The following is a 23206-nucleotide window of genomic DNA, read 5'->3' on the forward strand; positions in this document are numbered from 1 at the left end:
TGATGGGCGGCTTACGGGCGCTTTATAGGGGTTGCCATGGCAAGGGGGTTTGGACTAAATGATAGGTCAGGGTCCCCGCGACCTGTCACAGGATGTTTCTCTCTTACGCTTATTTCAAACCGGATCGGAACGTATGTCGGAAAAAGGAAAGGTTACCCGGGCTGCGGGTATTGTCGGGAGCGCCACGCTGCTTAGCCGGGTTTTCGGGTATGTCAGGGATATGGTGACCGCTTACTATTTCGGGGCGGGTCCCCTGGCCGATGCTTTCATCGCCGCGTTTCGCATACCCAATATGCTGAGGCGCCTGTTTGCCGAGGGCTCGTTGAGCATCTCCTTTGTCCCGGTGTTTACCGAGACCCTGAGCCGGGACGGCCGCCAGGAGGCCTATCGCATGGCCGGGGCCGCCCTGCGCCTGCTCTCCCTGATTCTGGCGGTTGTGGCGGTGATCGGCGTGCTGGCGTCCCCCTGGATCGTCTCGGCCATTGCCGCAGGCTTTAAAGGAGACCCCGCCAAGTTCGAACTCACCGTGCTTCTGTCCCGGATCATGTTCCCTTATGTGGTGTTTATCTGTCTTGTGGCCCTGTGTATGGGGATCCTTAACGTGCTGGGCCATTTTGCGGCTCCGGCCCTGGCTCCGGTGGCCCTGAACCTTGCCATGATCGCCTCCCTTGTGGTGGGCGGGGTGGTGACTTCGGACGGAGAGACGCGCGTGATCTTTTTGGCCTGGGGGGTACTCCTTGGGGGGCTTCTCCAGCTGGGGATGCAGGTGCCGGTCCTGTGGCGACGGGGCTTTCAAGTGTTTAAACCGGGGCCCGTGTGGCATCCGGCCCTGGCCACGGTGGGGCGCCTGATGCTGCCTGCGGTCTTCGGGGCTGCGGTGTATCAGGTGAACATGTTCATCGGCACGATGCTGGCCTCCCTTCTGGATACGGGGAGCATCACCGGCCTGTATTATGCGGATCGCCTGGTGCAGTTTCCCCTGGGAGTCTTTGCCATCTCCATCGGCACGGCCGTGCTGCCGTCCCTCTCCCGCCAGATGGCTGACAAGGATCTTGCCGGGGTGGCCGAGACCTTCAGCTTCGGGTTGCGTTTCACCCTGTTTATCACCCTTCCCGCCACGGCGGGGCTGGTGGTGCTGAGGCATCCCCTCATCGCCCTTCTCTTCGGTCGGGGGGCCTTTGACGCTGCGGCTGTTGCCCTGACGGCCGATGCCCTGCTCTATTATGCGGTGGGGCTCTGGGCCATCTCCTGCGTGCGGGTGACGGTTCCCCTTTACTATGCATTCAAAGATACCCGCACCCCGGTTCAGGTGGCTGTTGCGGCCATTGCCATGAACATCGCCCTGAGCTGCCTGCTCATGGGGCCCATGGCCCATCGCGGTCTGGCCCTTGCCGTCTCTCTGTCATCCATGGCCAATTTTCTCCTTCTGGTGTTTCTGCTGGTCAAACGGGGAATGGTTCAATTAGACTATGGATCCATCCTGGTGTCGGTGGCCCGGAGCGGCGTGGCCTCCCTGGTCATGGGCGGTGTTGTGTGGCAGGGGCTCGTGTGGCTGGCGCCAGACGGGGGCTACACCTTTGTTTCGGCGGCTGTCTCAACGGCCTTCGGGGTTGTGGCCGGGGTTGGCGTCTACTTCGGAGCGGCCCGTTTGCTTAAGAGTCCGGAGTTGCTGACGGTTCAACAGATCATCAACAGGAAAAGGGGGCGTTAGTGGGAGGCAGGGAAAAGATTGTCTGCGGTGGGCTTGCGCTGGTGCTGATCGCGCTGCTGGTTCCCCTGGTGTTTATGCAGTGGGGCTTTCTTGACCTCAACGAGAGGCAGAAGGAGCTTGCGGACCGGCGGGCCGAGAACCGGAGCATCGCCGAAGAGAACCGCAACCTGGAAAAGGAGATCAGGCGCCTGAACCATGACCCGGCGTACCTGGAGTTCATCGCACGAAAAGAGCTGGGCATGGTGGCGGAAGATGAAATTGTCGTGAAATTTCACGGAAAGGATGCTGCAGAGTGAGCGAACCAGTGATGACGCGGACCCTGGCCGATCTCTACCTGGCACAGGGGCATGTGACGGAAGCGCGCGATGCCTACGCGCTTCTTCTCTGTCGATTCCCCGATGACGAGGAGGTGGCGCGCGGACTGAAAACGGCCCAGGCCCGCGTGACCGAAGCCAAGAAGGCCCGGCTCTTCCGGTTGAAGGATGAGTGGGTGGGGCTGGCCCAAGCCGCCCGGGGAGGCGAGACACCATGAAGTACCTGATTCGAATGGTGGTGCTGCTGGTTGCTTCAACCGGCGTTGCCCTGGTGTGGAACGCCTTTTCCCCTGACGGTATTCCCCTTGTGGGGCAGTGGAACGCCGAGGAGGGGGTGGTGACCCCCGCACCGGAATCAGACGAAGAGGAGCTTATTGTCCAGACCGTGGATGAAGCCCGCGGGCTCTGGGACGATGGGGTTGTCTTTGTGGATGCCCGGAATACGGAGAGTTACCTGGAGGGGCATATCAAGGGCGCGGTCACCCTGTCCGTGTATGAGTTCGATGCCCTGTTGTTTGATTTTATCGATGCGTATCCCTTCGAGACCCGGCTTGTTACCTACTGCTCGGGGCGGCTGTGTGATGAGAGCCACCGGCTGGCAACGATGTTGAGGGAGCTGGGCTACACGGATGTGCGCATATTTGCCGACGGGCTGCCGGCCTGGTCGGCGGCCGGTTTGCCGGTGGAGGAGGGGCGATGACGGGCATGACTGAAACCTCGGGGCGGAGAGCCGCCTTTCTGGCGATGGCAGAGCTTCTGTGCCGGTGGGTGCTTGGGGGGCTGTTTATTTACGCCGGGGCGCAGAAGATTGCGGACCCTTACGGATTTGCCAAGACCGTTTTCGGCTACGGGATCCTTCCGGGAGAGCTGGTGAACATCACGGCCATCGTACTGCCCTGGATTGAGGTGCTGGCGGGGGGCACGCTCCTTGCCGGGGTGTGGCCCGTCTCATCGGCCGGGGTGATTTCAGGGCTGCTCCTGATGTTTCTGGTGGCCCTTGTGGCCAACATTGCCCGGGGCTATACCTTTGATTGCGGGTGTTTCGGCTCCGGCGGGGAGGAAACCACGGGTTGGGGAACGGTCTTTCGTGACCTGGCCATGCTGGTGCCCGCAGCTGGCGTGATTTTTTTTAAGGGGCAAAGGCGCTTCTGCCTGTTCGGCGGGGGGGAGTGATGACTCGGTGCGGCGTCGGGGCAAGCCCGACGCCGGCCGGTCGGGTGATTTTTTCAGAAGGGGGGAGTGTCAGGCTTTGACCACATTGCGGGCACTCGGGCCCTTGTCGGTCTCTATGATTTCAAAATTGACGAGGTCTCCCTCGGTCAGTGTTTTGAAGCCTTCCATGGTGATCTCGGTGAAGTGAACAAAGACGTCTGAGCCGCCGTCTAATTCAATGAATCCAAATCCTTTCTTGTCGCTGAACCATTTTACTTTTCCAGTAACCAAAACCAAATCTCCTTTTAAAAATCTACATCATTCAAGGGTCACACGTTGGGGTGAGTATGGTGGTCAGGGTTGTGAAGAATGCCTATGTCTTGTGATGCATAGGTAATAAAATAATTACTCTTAAATAACCACGAAGACAAGATGTTTACAATAGATTTTTTAAGAGTGGCGTTGTTTTCGCTATGGGAGCAATTTGAAGAGAGGAATTGACATGTGAGCATATGGTTCAGGATATGCTCACATATTAAGTTATTAGGGGGCGGCTGCGGGGTGGTGTTCTCTTAAGGAAAACGCGTGGTGCTTGACGGGCAAGGCTCAGGATGCCGAGAGGGTGTCACGGATACATGCCGCAAGGGCCTTGAACTCTTTTCCCCGGGGTGCGCTGTCCTGTTTTTTGATGGCATTTCTCCTCAGCATTCGGAGGCGCTGGCGGTCGGCCGAGGGGAATTTTTCCAGAAAGTCCTCGATGGCGCCGTCGCTTTCAAGGATGGCCTCCACCCAGGGCGTCTCTTTCGCGGGCTCAGGGGCGGTGTTTCCTGAGAGCGTGAGGCCTGCCTCCAGCTTGTCCAGTGCTTCCCGGACTGGCTCGGGGTCACACTCACGCATGAGGGCTCCGATGAACTGGCGGTTGCGGTGGGCCGCTTTGCGTGCGGAGATGTGTCGCGCATCTTCAACGGCTTTCCTCAGCTCGTCGGGAATGTCGACGTGTTTCAGCTGGCCAGGAGTGAGTTTGATGAGGCGTTCTCCGAGTTTCTGAAGCTCCTCGGACTCCTTCTTTATCTGGGTCCGGCTTTTGTAGATATCGGCTGTGTTTTCTTCGTTCATAATAGTTCTTGCCACATTTCCCATGTTGATCTTATATATAAAGCCAACCTGCAATTCTCGGGGTATCGCCTTGCTCGCAAACCCGTCGCGTGAGTCCTGGCTGGTTGCTGTCCGTTTGGCGCCATAGTGGCATATCTCCGTTTAAAATTCCATCAAAAACGGTGGGGGTTGAGCATCCCGGTATTTCAAGGCGGGAAGGGTAAAAACCAACCGATCCAGCGGGGCTTGGACCGGGCTGAAGGAAAGGACCTTTGGATGAGTCGGGAGAGCCGATTGAACAACCGGGTGAAGATGGAGGTCCGAACCGTGATGGACATCGGCCCCAGGGGCAACCAGGAAGATGCGGTGCTCGTGGGAACCCGTGTGTATCAGCAGCCCAGCCTCGACCTTGAGACCGAGGAGGAGGGCGCCTATGTGAGCCTCTGCGTCTGCGACGGCATGGGAGGCCATGCGGCCGGAGATGTCTGCAGCCGGTTTGTCCTGGATGAGTTCAACCGGTCACTGAGCCACGACACCCTGTCGGCAGAGGGGCTCGATGTTCTGTTGAACATGATCCAGACCGCCGCCGAAGGGGAACTTCCCATCAACAGCGGCACCACCATCGCAGGGGTGATACTCACCCCGGAGCAAGCCGTGGTATTCAATGCAGGGGACAGCAGGGTCTACCTGATGCGGGACGGTGAACTTCGGCGATGCTCCCACGATCACTCTTACGTGCAGAGCCTCGTTGATAAAGGTGCCGTTACGGAAGCCGAGGCTTTTTCGCATCCTTATCGCAATGTCGTCAGTTTTGGTGTAGGGTCGGCCTTCAGCGAACTCTGGGGGCATACGGAGGTGCATTACACGGCGCTGGATGTCAGGCCGGACGACACCTATATCCTCTGCAGCGACGGGGTCACCGATTTGATTGAAGACCCGGCCATGGAGACGGTCCTGGGGCCCAGCCCCATCACCGGTGTCGCAAGGCTGAGCGTGGAACTCAAGCGCAAGACGTTAAAGGACAACACCACCTTTATTATCGCCCGGGTGGTTGAATGATGTCGTTTCGGGGCGGAGTCAGGGAGACAGGACCATTGAGGATGAACCGGCGGGGGCGCCATGATCGATAACATGAAGGAGGTGATAGAAAAATGCCTCCCTACCTATGAGATTGTCGGCGAATTGGGGCAGGGCATCCACGGTTCCGTTTACCATGCAAGGGACAGGTTCAAGGAACGGGCCGTCAAGGTGGTTCCCATCCACGTGGAGCGCTCCATCCTGTTCCGGAACGATACCGATCTCGATTCCAAGGTTTCCCGCGATTTTCATGCCGTTTGCAGCTACTACGAAAAAGTCAAGGGCCCGGACGTGGTGACTATCCACGACTTTCACCTTGTGGACAAGCGTATCGCGAGCGGTTATGCCCAGGCCTTTCTGGTGATTCTCATGACCCTGTGCCGGGAGAACCTCCAGGACCTTGTGCTGCGTGAGCACCCCCTGCCTGCGGAGGCCGTCTCGGATTATGCCGAAGCCCTTGCCTCCATGATGGATCGGTTGAGCCGCGCCAGCGGAGAGACTTTTCTCCTCACCGATTTCAAACCCTCCAATATTCTTGTGGACGACACCGGGCGATTGCTCATGGGCGACCTGGGAGGCCTCAAGCGTGTCAGCTCCGTCTCTTCTGCCCTTGGCGGTGCCCAGTTTACCCCCAATTGGTCGGCCCCCGAGTTGATCCTGCGGGGGGAGAAACCGGATGTGCTTTCCGGGGTCTACTCCCTGGGCCTGGTGATCTATTACCTTTGCGAGGGGCACCTCCCCTTTGAAGAGGCGGATTTCATCGACCGGGTGGGCAAGGTGCAGGAGGAGGGCGTGACCTTTTCCAGAAAAGACCTTCCCCAGATCCTGATGGATACCGTCATGCGATGCCTTGCCTTTGAGCGGGACGATCGGCCCGCATCCTTTGCCGAGGTGGGGGAACTGCTGAAGGGCGCACCCCAGGGGCACCATACGCCGGAGGCCGTGAAGCCCGAGGCGCCGGAGAAGAGACAGACTTCACCTTCGGTGCCCTCGGTTACCCCCGTGGTCCCCGAGGTGTGGGTGGAGCAGGCCACGTCCCTGACCATGAACTGGATCCCGAGCGGCACCCTGGCCCTCCGGGACACCAGGCACCACTGGTCCGAAGAGATCCCAGGCTTTTACCTGGGGATTCATCCGGTGACCCAGGCCCAGTGGCGCCGGGTCATGGGCACGGACCCTTCCCATTTTCCGCGGCGGCCCGATCAGCCCGTTGAGATGGTCTCCTGGAAGGACGTGGACGCATTTTGCAAGCGCCTCACCGATGCTTACAGGGGGGAACGCCATTTTTTCATCCCCACCGAAGGGGAGTGGCTTTTTGCCGCCCGGGGAGGCGATGACCATGCCCGGTACGCGGGGGGCGATTCCATGGACAGCCTGGGCTGGCATCTGGGAAACAGTGAATTCACCACCCACCCTGTGGCGGAGAAGAGCCCCAACGCCAATGGGCTTTACGACATGTGCGGCAATGTTCAGGAGTGGTGCCGTGATGCGGTGGGCTGTTTCAAGGACAGAGACATGGGGGCGCGAGGAAAGGTGATTCGTGGCGGCAGCTGGAACCAGGGGCCGGATAAATGCACCCTGGATTATCGGCGGATCGTTCAGGAGGGCCTTCGGTACAGCAACCTGGGGTTTCGGGTTGCCATGCGGCCGGGGGACGCCGTTTTCTGATGGCGGTGCGTCCGCAAGTGTTCGACATGACGGAAAAAGAAAAGGTAGATATGGCATGTTTTGACTCAAGCGATATGCTTTTCCTGGGTAAGGGATATGTTCCGCTTTTGGGGTGTTGTCGTTTTGACAACGGGGAGAAACTGGATAATGCCGAGTTTTTTTTGAAAATTTGACTATTTTTGTGTTAGTATGGGTAAACAATGTTAACGGGCCGTATCGGCCCAAATCCGGGGCCCGGCTGACGGCATGCATAGAAAACACAACGACCTCGACCCTTCCGTGACCCAATGGGGGCGCAAAAGACCCGTTCCGGTGCTCCAGTATGTCATTCGTGGCTCTCTCCTGCTTTTCTGGGCCGTATACGGGGTTGTGGTTTCTCCCCCGGCCTTGATCTCTCCTCTCTTTGCCCTGATGGTCGCCCTGGGCTATGTGGCCGTCCAGGGCTTTTTGTTTGTTCTGCTGCGCCGTCGACGGGCCGACTGGTCGCTGATTCGCGCCACCATGGTTGCGGACCTGGGGCTGGCCTGGGTCGTCTGGCTCTACGATCCTACCCTGCCGCCGCCTTTGATGCTCTATGCGGTTATTGTCATCGTGGGCAACGCCATTCAATACGGCATCCGGGCCTTCAAACTCCTGGCAGCCTCCACCCTGGTCATGGCCCCGTTGACCATGGGGCTTCGGTTTGCCCTGGGTCGGTTCCATCCCACCGAACCGTTTCTCCTGCTGTTCTGCATGGCCATTGTCTGGTACGTCTATAAATTTATCTTCCGCATCGAAATCTTCCGCCGTGAGACCATTCGCCGCACCGAGGCCCTGGCCCAGAGTGAGCACAAATACCGGAGCATTTTTGAAAACACCGGGGGTGGGGCGATCATTGTTGAGGACAATCTGGTGATCTCCCAGGCCAACGCGCGGTTTGAAAAGATCACGGGGTTCAAGCGCCATGAGATTGAAGGGAAGGTGCGGTGGATCGAGTTTGTGGAATCCGGGGACCTGGAACGCATGCGCAGCGAGCACAAGCAACGGGTGCAAAACGGCCAGGAGCCGCCGCGTGAATATGAGTTCCGACTTGTCCGAAAAGACGGTGAGGTCATCGACGTTTTTTCGGAGGTGAACTATGATCCCCTGTCCGGTCGGAGCGTGGCCTCTGTCATCGACATTTCTCTTCGGAAGCAGGCGGAACGGGCTCTGAAGGATGCCCATGATCAGCTGGAACGCCGGGTGGAGGAGCGAACCGCTGAACTGATGGAGGCCAACAGGCAGCTCAAGATCGCCAAGGAGGCTGCCGACGCATCGGGCCACGCCAAAAGCCAGTTCCTGGCCAACATGAGCCATGAGATACGGACGCCCATGAACGCAATCATCGGCATGTGCGACCTTGTCCTCGGCACCGAGCTTTCGTCTAAGCAGAAGGAGTACATCAACATCGTCCGGTCCTCTTCCCGGTCCCTTCTGGAGCTGATCAACGACATCCTGGATTTTTCCAAGATCGATGCGGGAAAGCTCGACCTGGAGACCATCCCCATGTCCCTTCGGGACGTCGTTGAAGAGGTGGCGGACATGTTCCTTGAAAAGACCATGGACAAGGACTTGGAGCTGATCATCGACATCGCCGATGACGTCCCCAGAAAAGTGATCTCCGATCCCTTGCGCCTCCGCCAGGTCCTGGCCAATCTCACTGCCAACGCCTTCAAGTTCACCAACCGCGGAGAAATCTGCCTGGCCGTTCGAACCCAGTACATCGACGCCAAGGCCACCAAGCTCCAGTTTTCGGTGCGGGATACGGGGATCGGCATTGATGCCGACAAAACCGGGACCCTCTTCGACGCCTTTGCCCAGGCGGACGGTTCCACCACGCGTAAATACGGGGGCACCGGCCTGGGCCTTGCCATCTGTCGGAAAATCGTCAACATGCTGGGCGGCGACATCTGGGTGGAGAGCGAGCCCGGAAAGGGGAGCACCTTTTGCTTCACCATGGAGGCCAGGCTTCTGCCCGATGCATGCAAAGGCCCGGAGATGGCTCTTCCCCCGAACCTTCAGGGCAACAAGGTCCTGGTGGTGGACGACAACCCTTCCACCCTCATGATCCTCAAACGATACATGGCGACCTTCGGGTGCCGCACGGAGATCGCCGCGTCCGCAGAGTCGGCCTTGACCCTCTACCGGCGCAGCCGAGACAAGGATCCCTTTGCCCTGATCATCATGGACATCCACCTGCCGGCCATGGACGGGATCGAGGCCGTGGCCCGCATCAAAGAGGAGTCAGCAGAGAATACCCCGTCGGTGATCTGTATCAGCGCGTACGGAAGGGACCGGGAAGCGGACCGGGCCAGGGAGGCCGGGGCCGACGGGTTTTTGATGAAGCCCATCAAACAGTCCATTCTCTTTGACACCATCATGGAGCTGTTCGGGTTCAAGGCCGTACGGCAATCCCATGTGGGGCGGGGGCTCCTTACGGACAACGAGTTTTCCGAGCTGAGCGTGCTTCTTGTGGAGGACAACGCCATCAACCAGATGGTGGCCATGGAGATTTTGAAGTCCGCCGGTATTTCCGTCACAACGGCGGAAAACGGTCTGGAGGCCGTGAACCTCCTCCGGGTGAACAGCGATTTCGACGCGGTGCTCATGGATGTTCAGATGCCGGAGATGGACGGCCTGGAGGCCTCCCGGCAGATACGCAAAAAGCTGCACAAAGAGGACCTGCCCATCATTGCCATGACCGCCCATGCCATGTACGGAGACCGTGAACGCTGCCTGGCTGCAGGGATGAACGATTACGTACCCAAGCCCATCGACCGCAATGAACTGTTTGCGGCCATCCGGCGAAATATCAACCGCTTCGGAGGGACCTTCCCCCTTGCCGACGGTCGCCATGATACCGTCTCCGAATCCGTGGATACCCAGTACATGCTCTCAGGCATCAACGTCTCCCGGGGTCTGGAGCAGACCGAGGGGCAGTGGGGACGCTATGGCGACATGCTGGCCGGCTTCCTTGAAACCCACGGGGAGACAGGCGCCCTGTTGAAGCAGTACCTTGAGGCCCATGCCTTTGATGAGATGGCGGCCGGATTGCAGGGGCTCATGGAAGATGCCGGAAGGGTCAGCGCCGTTCACGTGGCCACCTGGGCGGAGTCCATGAAAGAGGCCGCCGCGGATCGCGATACGGAGCGATGCGGAGAGCTTCTCTTCTTCCTTGAGGAGTCGCTGCGTGAGGCAGCCGAGTCCTCCCACGATCTCCTGACCGGCCTGGAGTCCGGGGAAGAACCGTGGGACCCCATGCATCAGGTCTCTGGCCCTGAAAAAATGTTCACGTTGCTGGGTAAACTTGGTAAAAGCCTTGAAGAGCTGGACCCCGTGACGTCGGGCCGGCTGTTTGATGAAATTCGGGAACGATTCTCCCTCCATGGTGTGGGGCCTGAGAGCGAACACCTGGCCCGGAACCTGGAGCAGGAAGTCCGGGAGTACAGTTTTGAAAAGGCGGGCGGGACCTTAAAGCAGCTCGGAAACCAGTTGAAAAGGGACATGGCGGCAGGTACCAACGATGGCTGAGTCTTTGAAACAGTGCAGGGTGCTTTTGGTGGACGACACCAGGGCCAACCTCGACATCCTCATCGACGCTCTGAAGGACTCCTTCAAGCTCGGCGTGGCCATGAGCGGTGTGCGGGCCCTTGAGTATGTCCGTCAGCACCCGGTGGATTTGATCCTCCTGGATGTTCTGATGCCCGAGCTCGACGGGTTCGAGGTGTGCAAGCGTCTCAAAGCGGCCCCGGAGACGGCGGGGATTCCTGTTATCTTCATCACCGCCCTGGACAGGCCGGAAGACAAGACCCGGGGGTTTGAATTCGGGGCGGTGGATTACATCACCAAGCCCTTTGACATGGCTGAGGTGACGGCCCGCGTGCGCACGCACCTCACCCTGGTGACAGCCCAGGAGGCCCTGAGGCAGCAGAACATCGCCCTGGAGGCCATGGTGCGGGAACGGACCCGGGAGCTGGAGGAGACCCAGCTTGAAATCATCAACCGCCTGGGGCTTGCCTGCGAGTACAGCGACGAGTGCACGGGCCGCCATGTGAATCGCATCTCCGAATACTGTCGTCTTTTAGGGCGCGCAGCAGGTCTCCCCCAGGACGAGGTGGAGCTCGTGGCCCTGGCCAGCACCATGCACGATGCCGGTAAGATCGGGATTTCCGACGCCATCCTCCTGAAACCCGGGGCCCTTACCGACGACGAATGGGTGGTGATGAAACGGCACGCCGAAATCGGTGGCGAGCTTCTCTCCGGAAGCCGGTCGCGGCTGCTGTGCATGGCCGAGGAGATCGCCCTGACACACCATGAGAGGTGGGACGGCACGGGCTATCCCAAGGGGTTGAAGGGGCCGGAAATCCCGCTGTACGGGCGTATTGTCTGTATCTGTGACGTGTTCGACGCCCTGGTCTTTGAGCGGCCCTACAAAAAGGCCTGGTCTGTTCCGGATTCCCTGGCCGAGATCTCCCAGTGGGCCGGGCGGCAGTTTGACCCCTGGCTGGCCGAACTGTTCCTGGGCCTTGAGCCGGAACTGACCCGGATTGTCAACACGGCCCGCGAAACGGGGCAGGGGGAAGAAGACCTTGCCAAAGAGGCCGGTTAAGGCAGGGCATTACATTCTGATTCAGCCCAAAGACGCCTCCGGCGGCCCTGCCGGGGCCAAACGTTTGAAACGTTTGACAAACAGGTTTTGTTTTTTGTGGGCGCACCGCACCGTCCATACCCCCTCTTGTTTTTTTCTTCTACCGGAACGTTTTTGCGGAGCTTTTTTCAAAAAGCGACCCGCCGGAGGCAACTGAATTTATAAATGCGTTGGCCCGGTAAGGAGCGTCGATACCGGTTTACATCGGGGGCCTCCCGGTGTATGAAAAAATATCGCAGCCGATTCGAAAGGGGAGCAGGCACAACCGGCCTGGTCCCCTTTTGTTCATTACCGCATGACCACTCATCCCAAGGGGCGTTCCATGAAGAGCTATCTATTCTACGATCTTGAAACAAGCGGCCTGAACAAATCCTTTGACCAGATCCTTCAGTTTGCTGCCATTCGCACGGATATGCACCTCAAGGAACTGGAACGTTACAACATCGTGGTGTCCCTTCGCCCCGACGTGGTGCCTTCGCCCATGGCCACCATCACCCATCGTATCGGCATTGAGAAATGCATGGAGGGGATCTGCGAATACGAAGCGGTGAGGCATATTCACGCCCTGATGAATCGTGAGGGAACCATTTCCCTGGGCTACAACACCCTGGGCTTTGACGACGAATTCCTGCGTTTCGCCTTTCACCGCAACCTGCTTCCCCCGTACACCCACCAGTGGGCCAACGGGTGTTCCCGCATGGATCTTTTGCCCATTACCGTATTGTACCACCTCTACAAGCCCGAGGGGCTGACCTGGCCCCGCCTGGAAGACGGACGGTCCACCCTGAAGCTTGAAAAACTCAGCCAGGCCAATGCCCTGGCCGAGGGACAGGCCCATGACGCCCTGGTGGACGTGGAGGCGACCCTGGCCCTGGCCCGGCGCTTTATGGCTGAGGGGAAGATGTGGGAGTATGTGGCGGGTTCGTTTAACAAAAAGGAAGACGCCCTTCGCCTGGCCAAGCTGCCGGTAAGGCATGAGTCCTCGGCGGGCCAGCACGCCTGGGGGATCATGACCGGAAGCCGGTTCGGGGCCGAGGCGGCGTACCAGGCACCGGTGCTTGCCATCGGGGAGTCTGTGCCGTACAAAAACCAGACCCTCTGGCTCCGGCTGGACGACGAGGCCCTCATTAACGGAGAGGGGGCAGTGGAAGAGCGCGTCTGGGTTATCCGGAAACGAATGGGAGAGCCCAATGTGATCCTGCCGCCCCTGGATCGCTTTGTATCACGGCTCACCCCCGAGCGCCTGGCCCGGGTGGAAGAGAACCTCGCCTGGCTCAAAGCGCACCCCGATGAGTTTGCCCGGATCATCCGGCACCACCGGGAGTTCCGGTACCCCGAGATTCCCAACCTGGATGCGGACACCTGCCTGTACCAGAACGGGTTCCTCTCCAAGGCCGAAGAGGCCTTGTGCGCCAAGTTTCACAGGGCCGGGCCCGATGCCATGGCCGAGGCCATGCAGGCCATGGCCCCCGGCCATGTGCGCGAGCTTGCCACCCGTATCCTGTTTCGCAACTACCCTGAGTTTTCCGATGAAGAGGTGTTCGAGGCCTTTGAAACCTTCATGGCGCGAGTCCATCCGCAAGGGGAGGAAGCCCCCATGGTGGACTTCAGGGGCGATGCCCGCCTGACACCGGCCGCCGCCATGGAAGAGATTGCCCGGGTGCGGGCCGAGGTCTCCCTGGACGAGGAGCAGGGCCAGCTGCTGGATGAGCTGGAAGGGTATCTGTCCAGCAATTTTTAAAAAGCTGCCTCCGGCGGCGAGGTGAGCCACCTCGAAAGCTTATTGCCATTGCGCTTTGCCCTTCGTGCCTCAGGGCAAAGCGCAATGGCCTTCGGCTCGGGCTTCGCCCGACAAAAACGCGACCGGAACGTTTTTGCGGAGCTTTTTTCAAAAAGCGACCCGCCGGAGGTATTTTTTGAATGGTTCAGTTTTTTATGGGCCGCGGCGTGTTGCCGCGGCCTTTTTTTGTTTTTTAAACCGATTGCTCGTCGTCCCGCCGGGTGGCCAGGAGGCTGTAGAGGGTGGGGACCACCACCAGGGTGAGGGCCGTTGCGATGACCAGGCCGAAGATAACCACAACGGACATGGATTTCCAGTACTGGGAGGTCTCGCTCAAGGTGGAGATGGTGCGCTCCCGAAAGTTGATGGAGATGCCCGTTACCATGGGGATCAGGCCCAGGACCGTGGTGACGGCGGTGAGCATGACGGGCCTTAAGCGTGTGGCGCCGGCGGCGATGATGGCCTCGGTGGTCTCCATGCCGCTTTCCCGGAGTTTGTTGGTGTAGTCGATGAGGACGATGGCGTTGTTGACCACCACCCCGGCCAGGGAGATGACGCCCACCCCGCTCATGATGATGCCGAAGGGGTAGCCCATGACGGTGAGCCCCAGAAACACTCCTCCGAAGGAGAGGATCACCGAGGTGAGAATGATAACGGGTTGCGCCACGGAGTTGAAGAGGGTGACGAGGATCAGGAAGATCAGGAGGATGGCCAGCATAAATGCCCGGGAGAGGAAGGCTTTTGCCTTTTGCTCTTCTTCGTTTTCCCCGGTGAAGGTGAGGGTGTAGCCCTCGGGCAGGGGAAAGGGGCGGAGAAGGGCTTCGGCTTCGCTGCGCAGGACGGTCCCCGGCTTGATCTGTTCATCGACGTTGGCTTTGACCGTCACCACCCGGTTGTGGTTGATGCGGGTGATATCCCCCAGGCTCCCGGTGTAGTGCATGTGGGAGAGGGCGGACAGGGGGATGAGGGTGCCGTCTTCGGCGGGGATGAGCAGGGTGTGCAGGGTCTCCGGGGCGTTTCGGAAGTGCTCGGGCATGCGCACGGTGATGTCGTACTCATCACCGGCCTCCCGGTAGGTGGAGACCTTGGTGCCGTTGTAGGCGGTTTTCAGGGCGGCTCCCACGGCACCGGTGGAGAGGCCGAAGAGGGCCGCCCGCTTTCGGTCGATGCGAATGCGAATGGTGGGGATGTTGTAGCTGTAGTCGTCCCGGACATCTTCGATGCCCGGGATGGTGGCGATGATGTTCTGGACCTCGGATGCGAGGCGGCCCAGGGTGGCAAAGTCATCCCCTGCGATTTCGATGTTTACCGGGGCACCGGTGGGGGGACCTCCCTCCTCTTTTTTGACGGTGACGCGGGCTCCGGCAATGTGCTTGACGCGCTCCCGGAACCGGGGGATGGCGTCCTTGGACGGCCGGGTACGGTTCTCGTAGTCCACGAACTGGATACCCAGGTGGTTGGGGGAGTTCTGGGCAAACAGGTTGCTGCCGAACCTGCGGACGCTGTTGGCGTAGATGTATTCGATGTTGTTGAAGTCGCTGGGCGCCGAGAAGGTGCGGCCCTTTCGGTCCGTGTGCTGCCGAAGGGACATGGCCTCCCGGTATGCGTCGTCCGTTGGGCGCGCGCCGCATGCCGAGGCGATGCACATCTCCACTTCACGCACGATGCCGTCGCAGTAGTCCAGGGTGGCCCCTTCCGGGGGATCGATGTTGACAAAGACGTTCTGCGGATCCACGGACGGGAAGAACTCCATAGGCTTTTCAATGCCCACGGCCAGGAGCCAGAGATAAAAGAGGATAAACAGGGTGAGAAAAGCCCCGGTGATCACCTTGGCCCGGTGTTTTAAGGCCACATGGAGGGTGGCGGCATAGGTCACCAGGAGCCTTCCCCGGATTTCCACCGGGGTCTCCATCGGGGTCTGTCGGGATGACGAAAACAGACCCTCACCGGCGGGGCCAGGAGAAACGGAGGGCGTTTTGACACGCATGATAAAGGCGGCCAGGGCCGGGTTGATGACCAGGGCCACGAAGAGGCTGGCCGTGAGGGTGACGATGAGGGTCAGGGGCAGGTAGCGCATGAACTCGCCCATGATCCCTGGCCAGTAGAGCATGGGAAAAAAAGCGGCCAGGGTGGTGAGGGTGGAGCCGATGACCGGGTAGGCCACCTCAGAGGAGGCCATCATGGCGGCCTGGGTGCGCGAGGCTCCCTGTTCCATGAATCGGTAGATGTTCTCCACAATGACGATGGCGTTGTCCACCAGCATGCCCAGGGCCAGGGTCAGGGAGAAGAGCACCACCATGTTCAGGGTGATGCCCAGCACATGGAGAACGGTGAAGCTGATGAGCATGGAAAGGGGGATGGCCAGGCCCACGATGATGGCGTTGCGGAACCCCAGGACAAACAGGAGAACCCCCACCACGAGAATGAGGCCGGAGAGGATGTTGTTCTCCAGGTCCGCCACCATAAGACGAATGTTCTTCTCTTTGTTCATCAGCTTGGTGATGCGGGTTGTTTCTGACCACCCCGTGCGGTGGTGGGCCACGATGCGGTCCAGCTCCGCGCAGATGGCAAGGACGTTTTCTCCGCTGCGCTTTTTCACGGAGATGTTGACGGCCTCGTGGCCGTTGAGCCGGGCCCTGCTCTCCTCCTCCTTGAAGGTATCCAGGGCCCGGGCCAGCTCTTTCAGGTACACGGGCCTGCCGTCGTGATCCTTGACCACGATGCCCATGATCTCTTCCGGCGAGTCAAACTCCCCGGGGACCCTCAGCTGGTATCGTCCGTCACCCATGTTGACGGCGCCCCCCGAGGTGTTGGTGTTCTCCCGGGTGACGGCCAGGGAGAAATCAGAGATGGGGATGTGGTACCAGGCGAGTTTTTCCGGGTCCACCTCAATGAGGATCTCCCGCTCCTGGCCGCCGGTGACCGTGACCTCCAGAACCCCTGCCACTGACTCCATGTCCTCCTGGAGGTCGTCTGCCAGCCGTTTGAGAGCTGTGCTGCCCTGGGGGCCGCTCAAAGAATAGACCACGATGGGCAATTCCGAGATATTGACTTCGAACACGGACGGGTCCTCTTCCATGTCCGAGGGCAGGTCCCGCTCGGCTTCGTCCACCTTGTCCTTGACCTTGCGGAGTACGTCGTCGATGTCGGTGCCGGGAATGAACTCGATGTTGATTTCGCTCAGGCCCTCGGAGCTGACCGAGCTGATTTTTTTCACCCCTTCAAGGCCTTTGAGCTTTTTTTCGATGGGGATGGTGACGGAGGTCTCGATGTCGGCCGAGGCAACGCCTTTGTAGACGGTGGCGACGAAGACATAGGGGATGGTGATGTCCGGTTCGTCTTCCCGTGGAAGCACCGAGTAGGCGTAGCAGCCCACCAGCACGATGATCACCGACAGCACCAGCACACTGATGCGGTTTTTGACGGCGGTATCCGGGATGATCATGGCTGCAGCTCCCCGGCCTTGTTGGCTCGGCGGACCACGTTGACCTTTCGGCCCTCGCTCACCGACCGCTGCCCCACCACGATGACCTTGTCTCCCGACGCCAGGCCGGAGGTCACCTCCACCATCCATCCTTCCTGGATCCCTGTGGTCACCTCCCGGGCCGTGGCAATGCCCTCCTGTTCCAGAAAGACCACCTGGGTGTCTTTTCGGGTGATGAGGGCGTACAGGGGAACCACAAGGGCCTTTTCCCGAATCTTTTTGACCAGGTCCACCCGGGCGAACATGTCGGGGATCAAAAGCCCTTCGTCATTGGGAAACAACAGGTCCAGGTCGTAGAGGCGGGCCATGTTTCCCGCAGACCTGGCCAGGCGCAGGACGCGTCCCCCTGAAATGGTGGTGCCCTTTAACGCATCGATGGAAACGGAAAAAGAGGCCATGGTGCGAATGTGTCGGACATCGGACTCAGGAATGCCCACGCGGATTTTCACGGGGTTGAGATCCACCAGTTTGCAGATGGGGCTCCCTGCGGTTACAAAGGCCCCTTTGTCGATGATGTAGGCGTCGAGGTACCCGGAAAAAGGGGCCTTGACCCGGCATTTGTCCAGGTCCAGGCGGGTGGCGGTCAAGACGCTTCGCGCCTCCTCCAGGGCCGCTTCGGCCTGGTCCAGGTCCGATTGGGTAGCAAGGTTGGTGCGGTTAAGGTTGGTCAGGCGCCTTGCCGTTGCCCGGGCCGACTCAAAAGAGGCCGTGGCTGCCTGGTGACGCGCTGCAAACCGGGAGGTGTCGAGTTGCGCCAGAATGTCCCCCGCCTTGACGGCTTCACCTTCTTCACGCGTCTTTTTTACAAGGACGGCCGAGACTTCCGAGGGCACCATGAGTTCCTGGTTGGCACGGACCTCACCGGGGAGGGTGACGCGGTCCCTGATGACGGTGGGCGCAAGGGTGAGGGTCACCACATTGACGGGTGGCTGGCCCTCTTTTCGCTGGTCCCGGCGTGCCTTGGCCACGGCTTCCGCTTTGATGGCCACCGTGATGTAGAGTCCCAGGAGAACCACAAACAAAAGGAACACAGGCCACCAGGCCGCACAGGCCGTCAGGGCTTTTTTAGCAAAGGGTGGGTGGGGTGGTTTGGGCGTCATTCCACGTCTCTTTCATTGCTGTGTCTGCATGGAAAATAAAAAGGCGAAAGGGTTACTTTCCGCAGTGCCTTTAGATGGTCAAAGCCAGGTTAAAAAGCAGGCCTTCGGCGGATCTTAAGGCCTGTTTGTCAGACTTTTCAAAAGGTTGGCCCAGATAGGGCCGCCGGAGGCCTCTTTGCCCTTGCCATCAGCCATTGGGGGCGCTTTGGGATGCCGGGACGGGGAGCATGGGCACCCCCGAGGTGTACCGGAGGCGGATGGCGGCCAGCTGCAGGGCAAACCGGGCGTCGGCCAGCTGATTTTCTGCCTCCACGAACCGTGTGTTGGCGTCGATGAGGTCCAGGCTCTCGGCCAGGCCTTCGTCAAACCGCCGGGTGACGGAATCCAGGAACTGCCGGGCGAAGGTAAGGCTCTCTTCCAGGGCCCGGACCCTGAGTGACTCGGTGTTGTGATCGTACCAGGCCCGCTCCACGGCCAGGCGGATCTCTTTGGTTTTGCGGGCCAGCCTGTAGTCTACGGATCGCTTGTCCGAGAGGCTTTTTCGGACGTCGGCCCTGCGCAGTCCGCCGTCCACCAGGGGAAGGGAGAGGGTAAGGCTTGCCGTGTATCGGGTGGTGTCCAGGTCGAAATCCACCTCCAGATCGTCGTAGCTGCCGTCCACACGGCTATCCGTTCGTCCGGCCGACCCTTCGAGGGTGAGTTTGGGCCAGTACGTGCTTTTGGCCACGGCCACTTCCTTGTCGGCCACACTGGACGCGATGACCAGGGATTTGAGCTCGGGGCGGTTTTGGGTGGCCAGGGTCACGCACTCCTCAAGGCTGAGGTCCGACGGGGCCGGGATTTTCTCCGGCGGCTCAAGTTGAAAATCGTCCGGCAGGGGAACCAGTCGCTGGAGAGCCCGTCTGTTTACGATGCGCTGGTTCAGGGCCTCCTTGAGTTCTGCCCGCCCGCCGGCGACTTCGGCGTCGGAACGAAATTGCTCGGTGCGGGTGAGGAGCCCGGCCTGGATGCGACGCACGACCGCGTCCCTGTTGGAGATGAGCCGGGTCAGGTTTGCATCGGCGATGGCAACGCCTTTTTCACTGCGGATGACGCCCACAAAGGTGACGGCCACCTGGAGGATGTAGTCGTGGCGTGCGGCGGTGAGGTCCATGGCGGCTTTTTCAACGAGTTCGCCCGAGGCTTTGTAGACAATGAGTTCCCGTCCGTTGATGTAAAAGCTGTACTGGAACCCCAGCCCGGCAAAGGTGCCGTACCGAGTCTCCTCGATCTGGTTGGGCGGGGCGTAGGCCCCTTGGATCTCCGTGTCGCTTCCGTCCAGTCGGCCGGTGAGCTCCACAGTGGGGATCAGTACGGACCGGGCGCGAAGGCGGTCCTGCTCCGCCGCATAGAGGGACTCTTCGGCCAGCCTGATGTCCTCGGCATAGGGCAGCGCTTTTTCGATGCACGCCCGCAGGGTGATGGGCCCGGGTTCTGCCATGGGCGACGTGGGGCTGATCCATGCGCAAAGGAGAAGCAGGGGCACTGTCATAAGAGATCGGTTCATGGTCACCTGTCGTGCATGGTGTCGGTGATGCGATCGCAAGGGTGCGCACATCATAGCCAGAGTCAAAACATGCTTTCATTATTGCGGAAGGGCCGGAATGCTTCGTCAGTTCAGGGTACGGATGAAGCAGCCGGAGGAGTCGTCGTGCCAGACCTGCTCCTGGGAGTTGTCGTTTTCGGTGGTCTGGCGAACGGTGAGGCCGCCCTGGCCGTCGGCGATGTAGGCTGCGCGAAGGGCCGGGCTGTCCGAACTGAGTCCCCCGGTGGTGGCGGCGACGACGGCCCTGGGGGTGCCCGGTGAGGTCTCCCGGGACAGCAGCCCCGGGGCTGCGGGGTCGGACAGGTCCAGGATGAGGAGGTTGTCCGTGGCCTGGTCTGTGACAGCATACAGGTTGTTGTTGTCCGTATAGAAGAGGTCGATGACGTGGCCTGTGCCTATGGAATAGCCACCCTCCCTTGCCGGGGTGATCAGGGCCGGGGTGTTTTGATTGAAGAACAGGTCCAGAGAGACAATCCCTGCGGCATCATCGGCAACACAGACATAGCGGCTGCCGTCCGACGACACGCTGACGGTGTTGGCAAGGCCCTGGGTGTAAGATGCCTCGATGCCATGGGACAGCTTTTCCGGATCATCCGGGTCGGAGAAGAGGTCCACAATCTGGAACCCCTGGGGGCCGCATGCCACAAGGAGGTAATCCGTTCCAAAGGGCTCCATGGCTGTCGGGGTGCCGGGAAGACCCGTAAAGACACCTTTTTTTGTTGTGTCGATTTTGTGGACAGTGGGGACACTTGGAAGAAGGGGCAGGGGAAAGGAGAAGAGATTGCCCGTGTCGGTGAGGACGTGGAGAAAGTCGATGTTTTCCTGATTGATGTTTTTGGTGGAGACGGCAACGGCCAGGGGGCTCTCTCCGTCGAGATGTTCCATGGCAAGGGGTTCAAGCTCAAGGGGCGCTTTGGACGACGGCGCTTCGGGGTTGGTCAGGTCGTCCGGTGAAGAGATATAAGTGCTGTTCATGGAGTAGCAGCAGACCCCCACGCTTTTGTCGGCGATGAAGAGGCGGTAGAAGTCGTTATCCACGGCAAGGTCGCAGGCCTGGCCGTCCGTGGGGCCGAAAAAAAGACAGGTGGGCTGGGTGGCGTTGTTGATATCCATGACGCGGAATCCGGCTGAGGCGCTGTCCAGACCATCCACGAAAAGCAGGGTGTCATTCCTGATCAAGATCCTGTCCACGGCAAAGGGGGTGTCCACATGGTCGCCCTGGCTGGGGTTTGTCGGGTCGGAGAGGTCGATTTGGGACAGGCCGCTTCGGATGTCCATGAGAAACAGCGTGTTGGGGGAACTCTGATGCAGGGCCCCTGCTCCTTCCTGGGCAAGGGTACCCACCACGGCTTTGTCGGAGAGCCTCATCACCTGGACACCGGGCGGGTTGCTGTTTTCGGCCGCAAGGGTGGTGATGCATCCATAGGCCCCTTCTATGGACAGGTCCATGGGGTAGCCCAGGGTCACTCCGTCCGAGCCGGGGGGCGGGTAGGTTTGTGCGAGGTGTCGTATTGAAACGCTCAGGTAGTGCCCCAGTGAGTTTTCGATGATGTGGGCCGTGTCGTCGGAAACCCGCAGGGTGAGGGTGCTCATGTAAAGTAGCGTGTTGGAAGGAAGATTCGGGATGTTGAAAGAGATCTGCCCCAATTCCGTGATTTTCCAGCGTTCATTGAGATCCTTGTGCATGTCGAAAAGGCTCATTTTCCTGTTTTGAGCCACGGTGAGGATGCAGTCGTGGCCGTTACTTTCCTTCCACCTGGCCATGTCCACCAGCATGGTGTAGTCCGCAGGGGAGCCCTCCAACTGGGCCACCTCTTCCAGGGCCAGGCTGCCTTTAAACTGAAAGACACGGTAGCCGAAGTTGGCGTCCATGGTGGCGATGAGATGGGCATTGTAAGCCTGGAAACCCACGGCCCCCTTGATATTGAGGGCTACCGGTCCGGTGGTGTTTTTTCGGGGGAAGTCCGATTCGGTGACCACGGAATTCTCATGCAGGGAGAAAGCGCCGTCAAAGGCCACGACCTGCAATCCACCGGTGCCGCAGGCGGCGATGATGTATTTTTTTTCTCCTACCTCCAGGTAATCAATGGTGACGATGCCCTCAGGCGCGTTGAGGCGAATGGAGACGGGGTCTGTGGTGGCTTCAAAGTTTATCTTTGGATACGCCGCCAGGGTATCCCCGTTGGCACCAAAGAGGATGGAGTCATTGCCGACAAGTGTTTTTTTTACTCCTGCCGGCCACCGAGTGCCCATGGGGGAGAATTGATCGGCCAGGGAGAGGACCGGGAGAAGGAGAATCGCCAGCAACAGGATGAGTGTTTGTCGGTTTATCATATGACCTCCCGAAGGTTGGATGTCTTTCATTGCTAACAATGTTTACGACAATGTAGTGCAGTTTCCGGTCGGTGTCAACATGGTGAGTTTTGAAAGAATGGGCCTGGAAAGGGTTGTTTGGTGGGGCAAAGGGGGCTTTGGGAGGCGGGCTTTAGATAGCGGGTGTGTTCTCTCGGTGGTTTGAGGCCCCCTTGCTTCCTTCCGTGAGAGGTAACGGCGGCGTAAGGCAGGCAGGGGGGCGCTCTCGTTGGTCTGGGCTTCAGCCCTTGCGGTCAACGGACGGTGACGCGGACCGTTCCGCGGGTGGTGACCCGGATGTACTCCATGGAGACCGTGCCCAGGCTGTTGCCGGTTCCCGTGGGGTTCCCTAGAAGAAGGCTGGTCTTGTAATTCTGGGCGGTGAACCCCGGGTTTTGAATGTCAAAGGAGTAGGATGAACCGTCATCGGCAACCCGGATGGCGCTGAGGTTGCCGGTGTGCTCTTCAATGGCTGCTTGAAAGAGGCCGGCTGTGGCTGCGCTCGCTCCGAGGTGAAGGCTGTTGGAGAACAGGTCCTGTTGAAAGCCCGCATAGTTGCCTATGGTTGCAAAGCCCGCCTGACCGGTGATTTCGGCCAGTTCCGAGTCGCTCATGGCAACGACTCGGGCGTGGGCGGTTGATCCAAAGGCCAAAACAACAAGCACGCAAAGCAGGGCAGGGATAAGGGTGATCTTTTTCATGGTGTTCTCCTTTGCCGCCTGTGCGGCTGGTAACCCGGCTTCCCGGGATGCGGCAGGGTGTGACCTGTCGTCCCGGGCCCGTGGCTTTCCGTCCCAGAGTCGCCCCTGGTTTGGCGTGTTCGGAGGCAGCCCGGCTGTCCGTTGTTCGGTTAAGCGATGTCGCGTGCGCTGCTTAACCCGTTCGGGAGCCTTTGTGTTTGGCAAATGGGCTTCCCATATGGCTCGGATCCGTGGCTTTCCGCCCCGGGGTTTCCCCCGGTTTGGCGTGGGGGCCGCACGGATGTGCGGCTGGTTGGTCTGTGGGGATGAAAATTCAAGAAGCGTGCCAGGGAAAGGCACCCGCGAGGTGTGAGCGGGCAGAGGCGGGCGGTGCAAGGGGTGGGGCATGTTTCAGGTGTCAGGATCGTGACGAAAGCAAGACAGAATCGACAAATAGGGAGACAACAAAGGGGATGGGGGCTTCAATATTGTGAACGGATGAACCGGATTGCGTATGGTCACGGGAGGTTGCTGCGGTGGGC

18 protein-coding genes and 2 riboswitches are annotated in these 23206 nt (G+C 59.7%); of the genes, 11 read left to right on the forward strand and 7 right to left on the reverse strand.

Annotated elements, in window-relative coordinates:
- Positions 1 to 133 precede the first annotated feature (133 nt).
- The 5 genes from murJ to ACOYW0_RS22860 are packed head-to-tail and all read left to right on the forward strand — an operon-like array spanning position 134 to position 3198.
- Positions 134 to 1711: a murein biosynthesis integral membrane protein MurJ gene (gene murJ / locus ACOYW0_RS22840; protein WP_482416047.1), complete on the forward strand. Its 1578-nt coding sequence runs from the start codon at positions 134 to 136 to the stop codon at positions 1709 to 1711.
- Entirely contained in the window at positions 1711 to 2007 is a 297-nt protein-coding gene (locus tag ACOYW0_RS22845; RefSeq protein ID WP_482416048.1) for an FtsB family cell division protein, read from the forward strand. The genes murJ and ACOYW0_RS22845 overlap by 1 nt, the downstream gene beginning before the upstream one ends.
- A complete protein-coding gene (locus tag ACOYW0_RS22850) occupies positions 2004 to 2243 on the forward strand; it encodes a tetratricopeptide repeat protein (protein WP_482416049.1) in 240 nt (79 codons plus the stop codon). Before ACOYW0_RS22845 ends, ACOYW0_RS22850 begins: the two co-directional genes overlap by 4 nt.
- Positions 2240 to 2725 carry a rhodanese-like domain-containing protein gene (locus ACOYW0_RS22855; RefSeq protein WP_482416050.1) on the forward strand — a complete coding sequence of 162 codons (486 nt, stop codon included), beginning with the start codon at positions 2240 to 2242 and terminating at the stop codon, positions 2723 to 2725. Before ACOYW0_RS22850 ends, ACOYW0_RS22855 begins: the two co-directional genes overlap by 4 nt.
- On the forward strand, positions 2722 to 3198 hold the full coding sequence (locus ACOYW0_RS22860; protein WP_482416051.1) for a MauE/DoxX family redox-associated membrane protein: 477 nt from the start codon (positions 2722 to 2724) through the stop codon (positions 3196 to 3198). Before ACOYW0_RS22855 ends, ACOYW0_RS22860 begins: the two co-directional genes overlap by 4 nt.
- Before the next feature lie 69 nt (positions 3199 to 3267).
- Here the strand turns inward: ACOYW0_RS22860 and ACOYW0_RS22865 are convergent, their stop codons facing one another.
- Positions 3268 to 3468: a cold-shock protein gene (locus ACOYW0_RS22865; protein WP_180141596.1), complete on the reverse strand. Its 201-nt coding sequence runs from the start codon at positions 3466 to 3468 to the stop codon at positions 3268 to 3270.
- A gap of 315 nt (positions 3469 to 3783) precedes the next feature.
- The gene (gene yjgA, locus ACOYW0_RS22870; RefSeq protein ID WP_482416052.1) at positions 3784 to 4293 is read right to left on the reverse strand and encodes a ribosome biogenesis factor YjgA; all 510 of its coding nucleotides are present in this window, start codon (positions 4291 to 4293) and stop codon (positions 3784 to 3786) included.
- A gap of 255 nt (positions 4294 to 4548) precedes the next feature.
- On the opposite strand from yjgA, the gene ACOYW0_RS22875 reads away from it, so the two are divergent.
- The 6 genes from ACOYW0_RS22875 to ACOYW0_RS22900 all read left to right on the forward strand — a co-directional run bounded on the left by ACOYW0_RS22875 (position 4549) and on the right by ACOYW0_RS22900 (position 13424).
- The gene (locus ACOYW0_RS22875; RefSeq protein WP_482416053.1) at positions 4549 to 5331 is read left to right on the forward strand and encodes a PP2C family protein-serine/threonine phosphatase; all 783 of its coding nucleotides are present in this window, start codon (positions 4549 to 4551) and stop codon (positions 5329 to 5331) included.
- 60 nt (positions 5332 to 5391) lie between these two features.
- Positions 5392 to 7017, forward strand: coding sequence for a bifunctional serine/threonine-protein kinase/formylglycine-generating enzyme family protein (locus ACOYW0_RS22880; RefSeq protein WP_482416054.1), 1626 nt, complete (start codon positions 5392 to 5394; stop codon positions 7015 to 7017).
- Positions 7017 to 7190, forward strand: a complete 174-nt coding sequence (locus tag ACOYW0_RS22885; protein ID WP_482416055.1) for a hypothetical protein — start codon at positions 7017 to 7019, stop codon at positions 7188 to 7190. Before ACOYW0_RS22880 ends, ACOYW0_RS22885 begins: the two co-directional genes overlap by 1 nt.
- 73 nt (positions 7191 to 7263) lie before the next feature.
- On the forward strand, positions 7264 to 10566 hold the full coding sequence (locus ACOYW0_RS22890; RefSeq protein WP_482416056.1) for a hybrid sensor histidine kinase/response regulator: 3303 nt from the start codon (positions 7264 to 7266) through the stop codon (positions 10564 to 10566).
- Positions 10559 to 11644, forward strand: a complete 1086-nt coding sequence (locus ACOYW0_RS22895) for an HD-GYP domain-containing protein (protein ID WP_482416057.1) — start codon at positions 10559 to 10561, stop codon at positions 11642 to 11644. The genes ACOYW0_RS22890 and ACOYW0_RS22895 overlap by 8 nt, the downstream gene beginning before the upstream one ends.
- Positions 11645 to 12005: 361 nt before the next feature.
- On the forward strand, positions 12006 to 13424 hold the full coding sequence (locus tag ACOYW0_RS22900; protein ID WP_482416058.1) for an exonuclease domain-containing protein: 1419 nt from the start codon (positions 12006 to 12008) through the stop codon (positions 13422 to 13424).
- A gap of 232 nt (positions 13425 to 13656) precedes the next feature.
- On the opposite strand, the gene ACOYW0_RS22905 is transcribed toward ACOYW0_RS22900, so the two are convergent.
- From ACOYW0_RS22905 to ACOYW0_RS22925, 5 genes are all read right to left on the reverse strand, one after another.
- On the reverse strand, positions 13657 to 16908 hold the full coding sequence (locus ACOYW0_RS22905; protein ID WP_482416059.1) for an efflux RND transporter permease subunit: 3252 nt from the start codon (positions 16906 to 16908) through the stop codon (positions 13657 to 13659).
- A complete protein-coding gene (locus ACOYW0_RS22910; protein ID WP_482416060.1) occupies positions 16905 to 18047 on the reverse strand; it encodes an efflux RND transporter periplasmic adaptor subunit in 1143 nt (380 codons plus the stop codon). The genes ACOYW0_RS22905 and ACOYW0_RS22910 overlap by 4 nt, the downstream gene beginning before the upstream one ends.
- 187 nt (positions 18048 to 18234) lie before the next feature.
- Positions 18235 to 19593: a TolC family protein gene (locus tag ACOYW0_RS22915; protein ID WP_482416061.1), complete on the reverse strand. Its 1359-nt coding sequence runs from the start codon at positions 19591 to 19593 to the stop codon at positions 18235 to 18237.
- A 105-nt stretch (positions 19594 to 19698) separates the two neighbouring features.
- Positions 19699 to 21966 carry an LVIVD repeat-containing protein gene (locus ACOYW0_RS22920; protein WP_482416062.1) on the reverse strand — a complete coding sequence of 756 codons (2268 nt, stop codon included), beginning with the start codon at positions 21964 to 21966 and terminating at the stop codon, positions 19699 to 19701.
- Positions 21967 to 22238: 272 nt separating this feature from the next.
- Entirely contained in the window at positions 22239 to 22685 is a 447-nt protein-coding gene (locus ACOYW0_RS22925; protein WP_482416063.1) for a hypothetical protein, read from the reverse strand.
- Between the two features lie 25 nt (positions 22686 to 22710).
- Positions 22711 to 22810: riboswitch (cyclic di-GMP riboswitch) on the reverse strand.
- 71 nt (positions 22811 to 22881) lie between these two features.
- Positions 22882 to 22960, reverse strand: a riboswitch (cyclic di-GMP riboswitch).
- Between the last annotated feature and the right edge of the window lie 246 nt (positions 22961 to 23206).

Source organism: Desulfoluna sp. HI9BLuna (genome assembly GCF_056829775.1).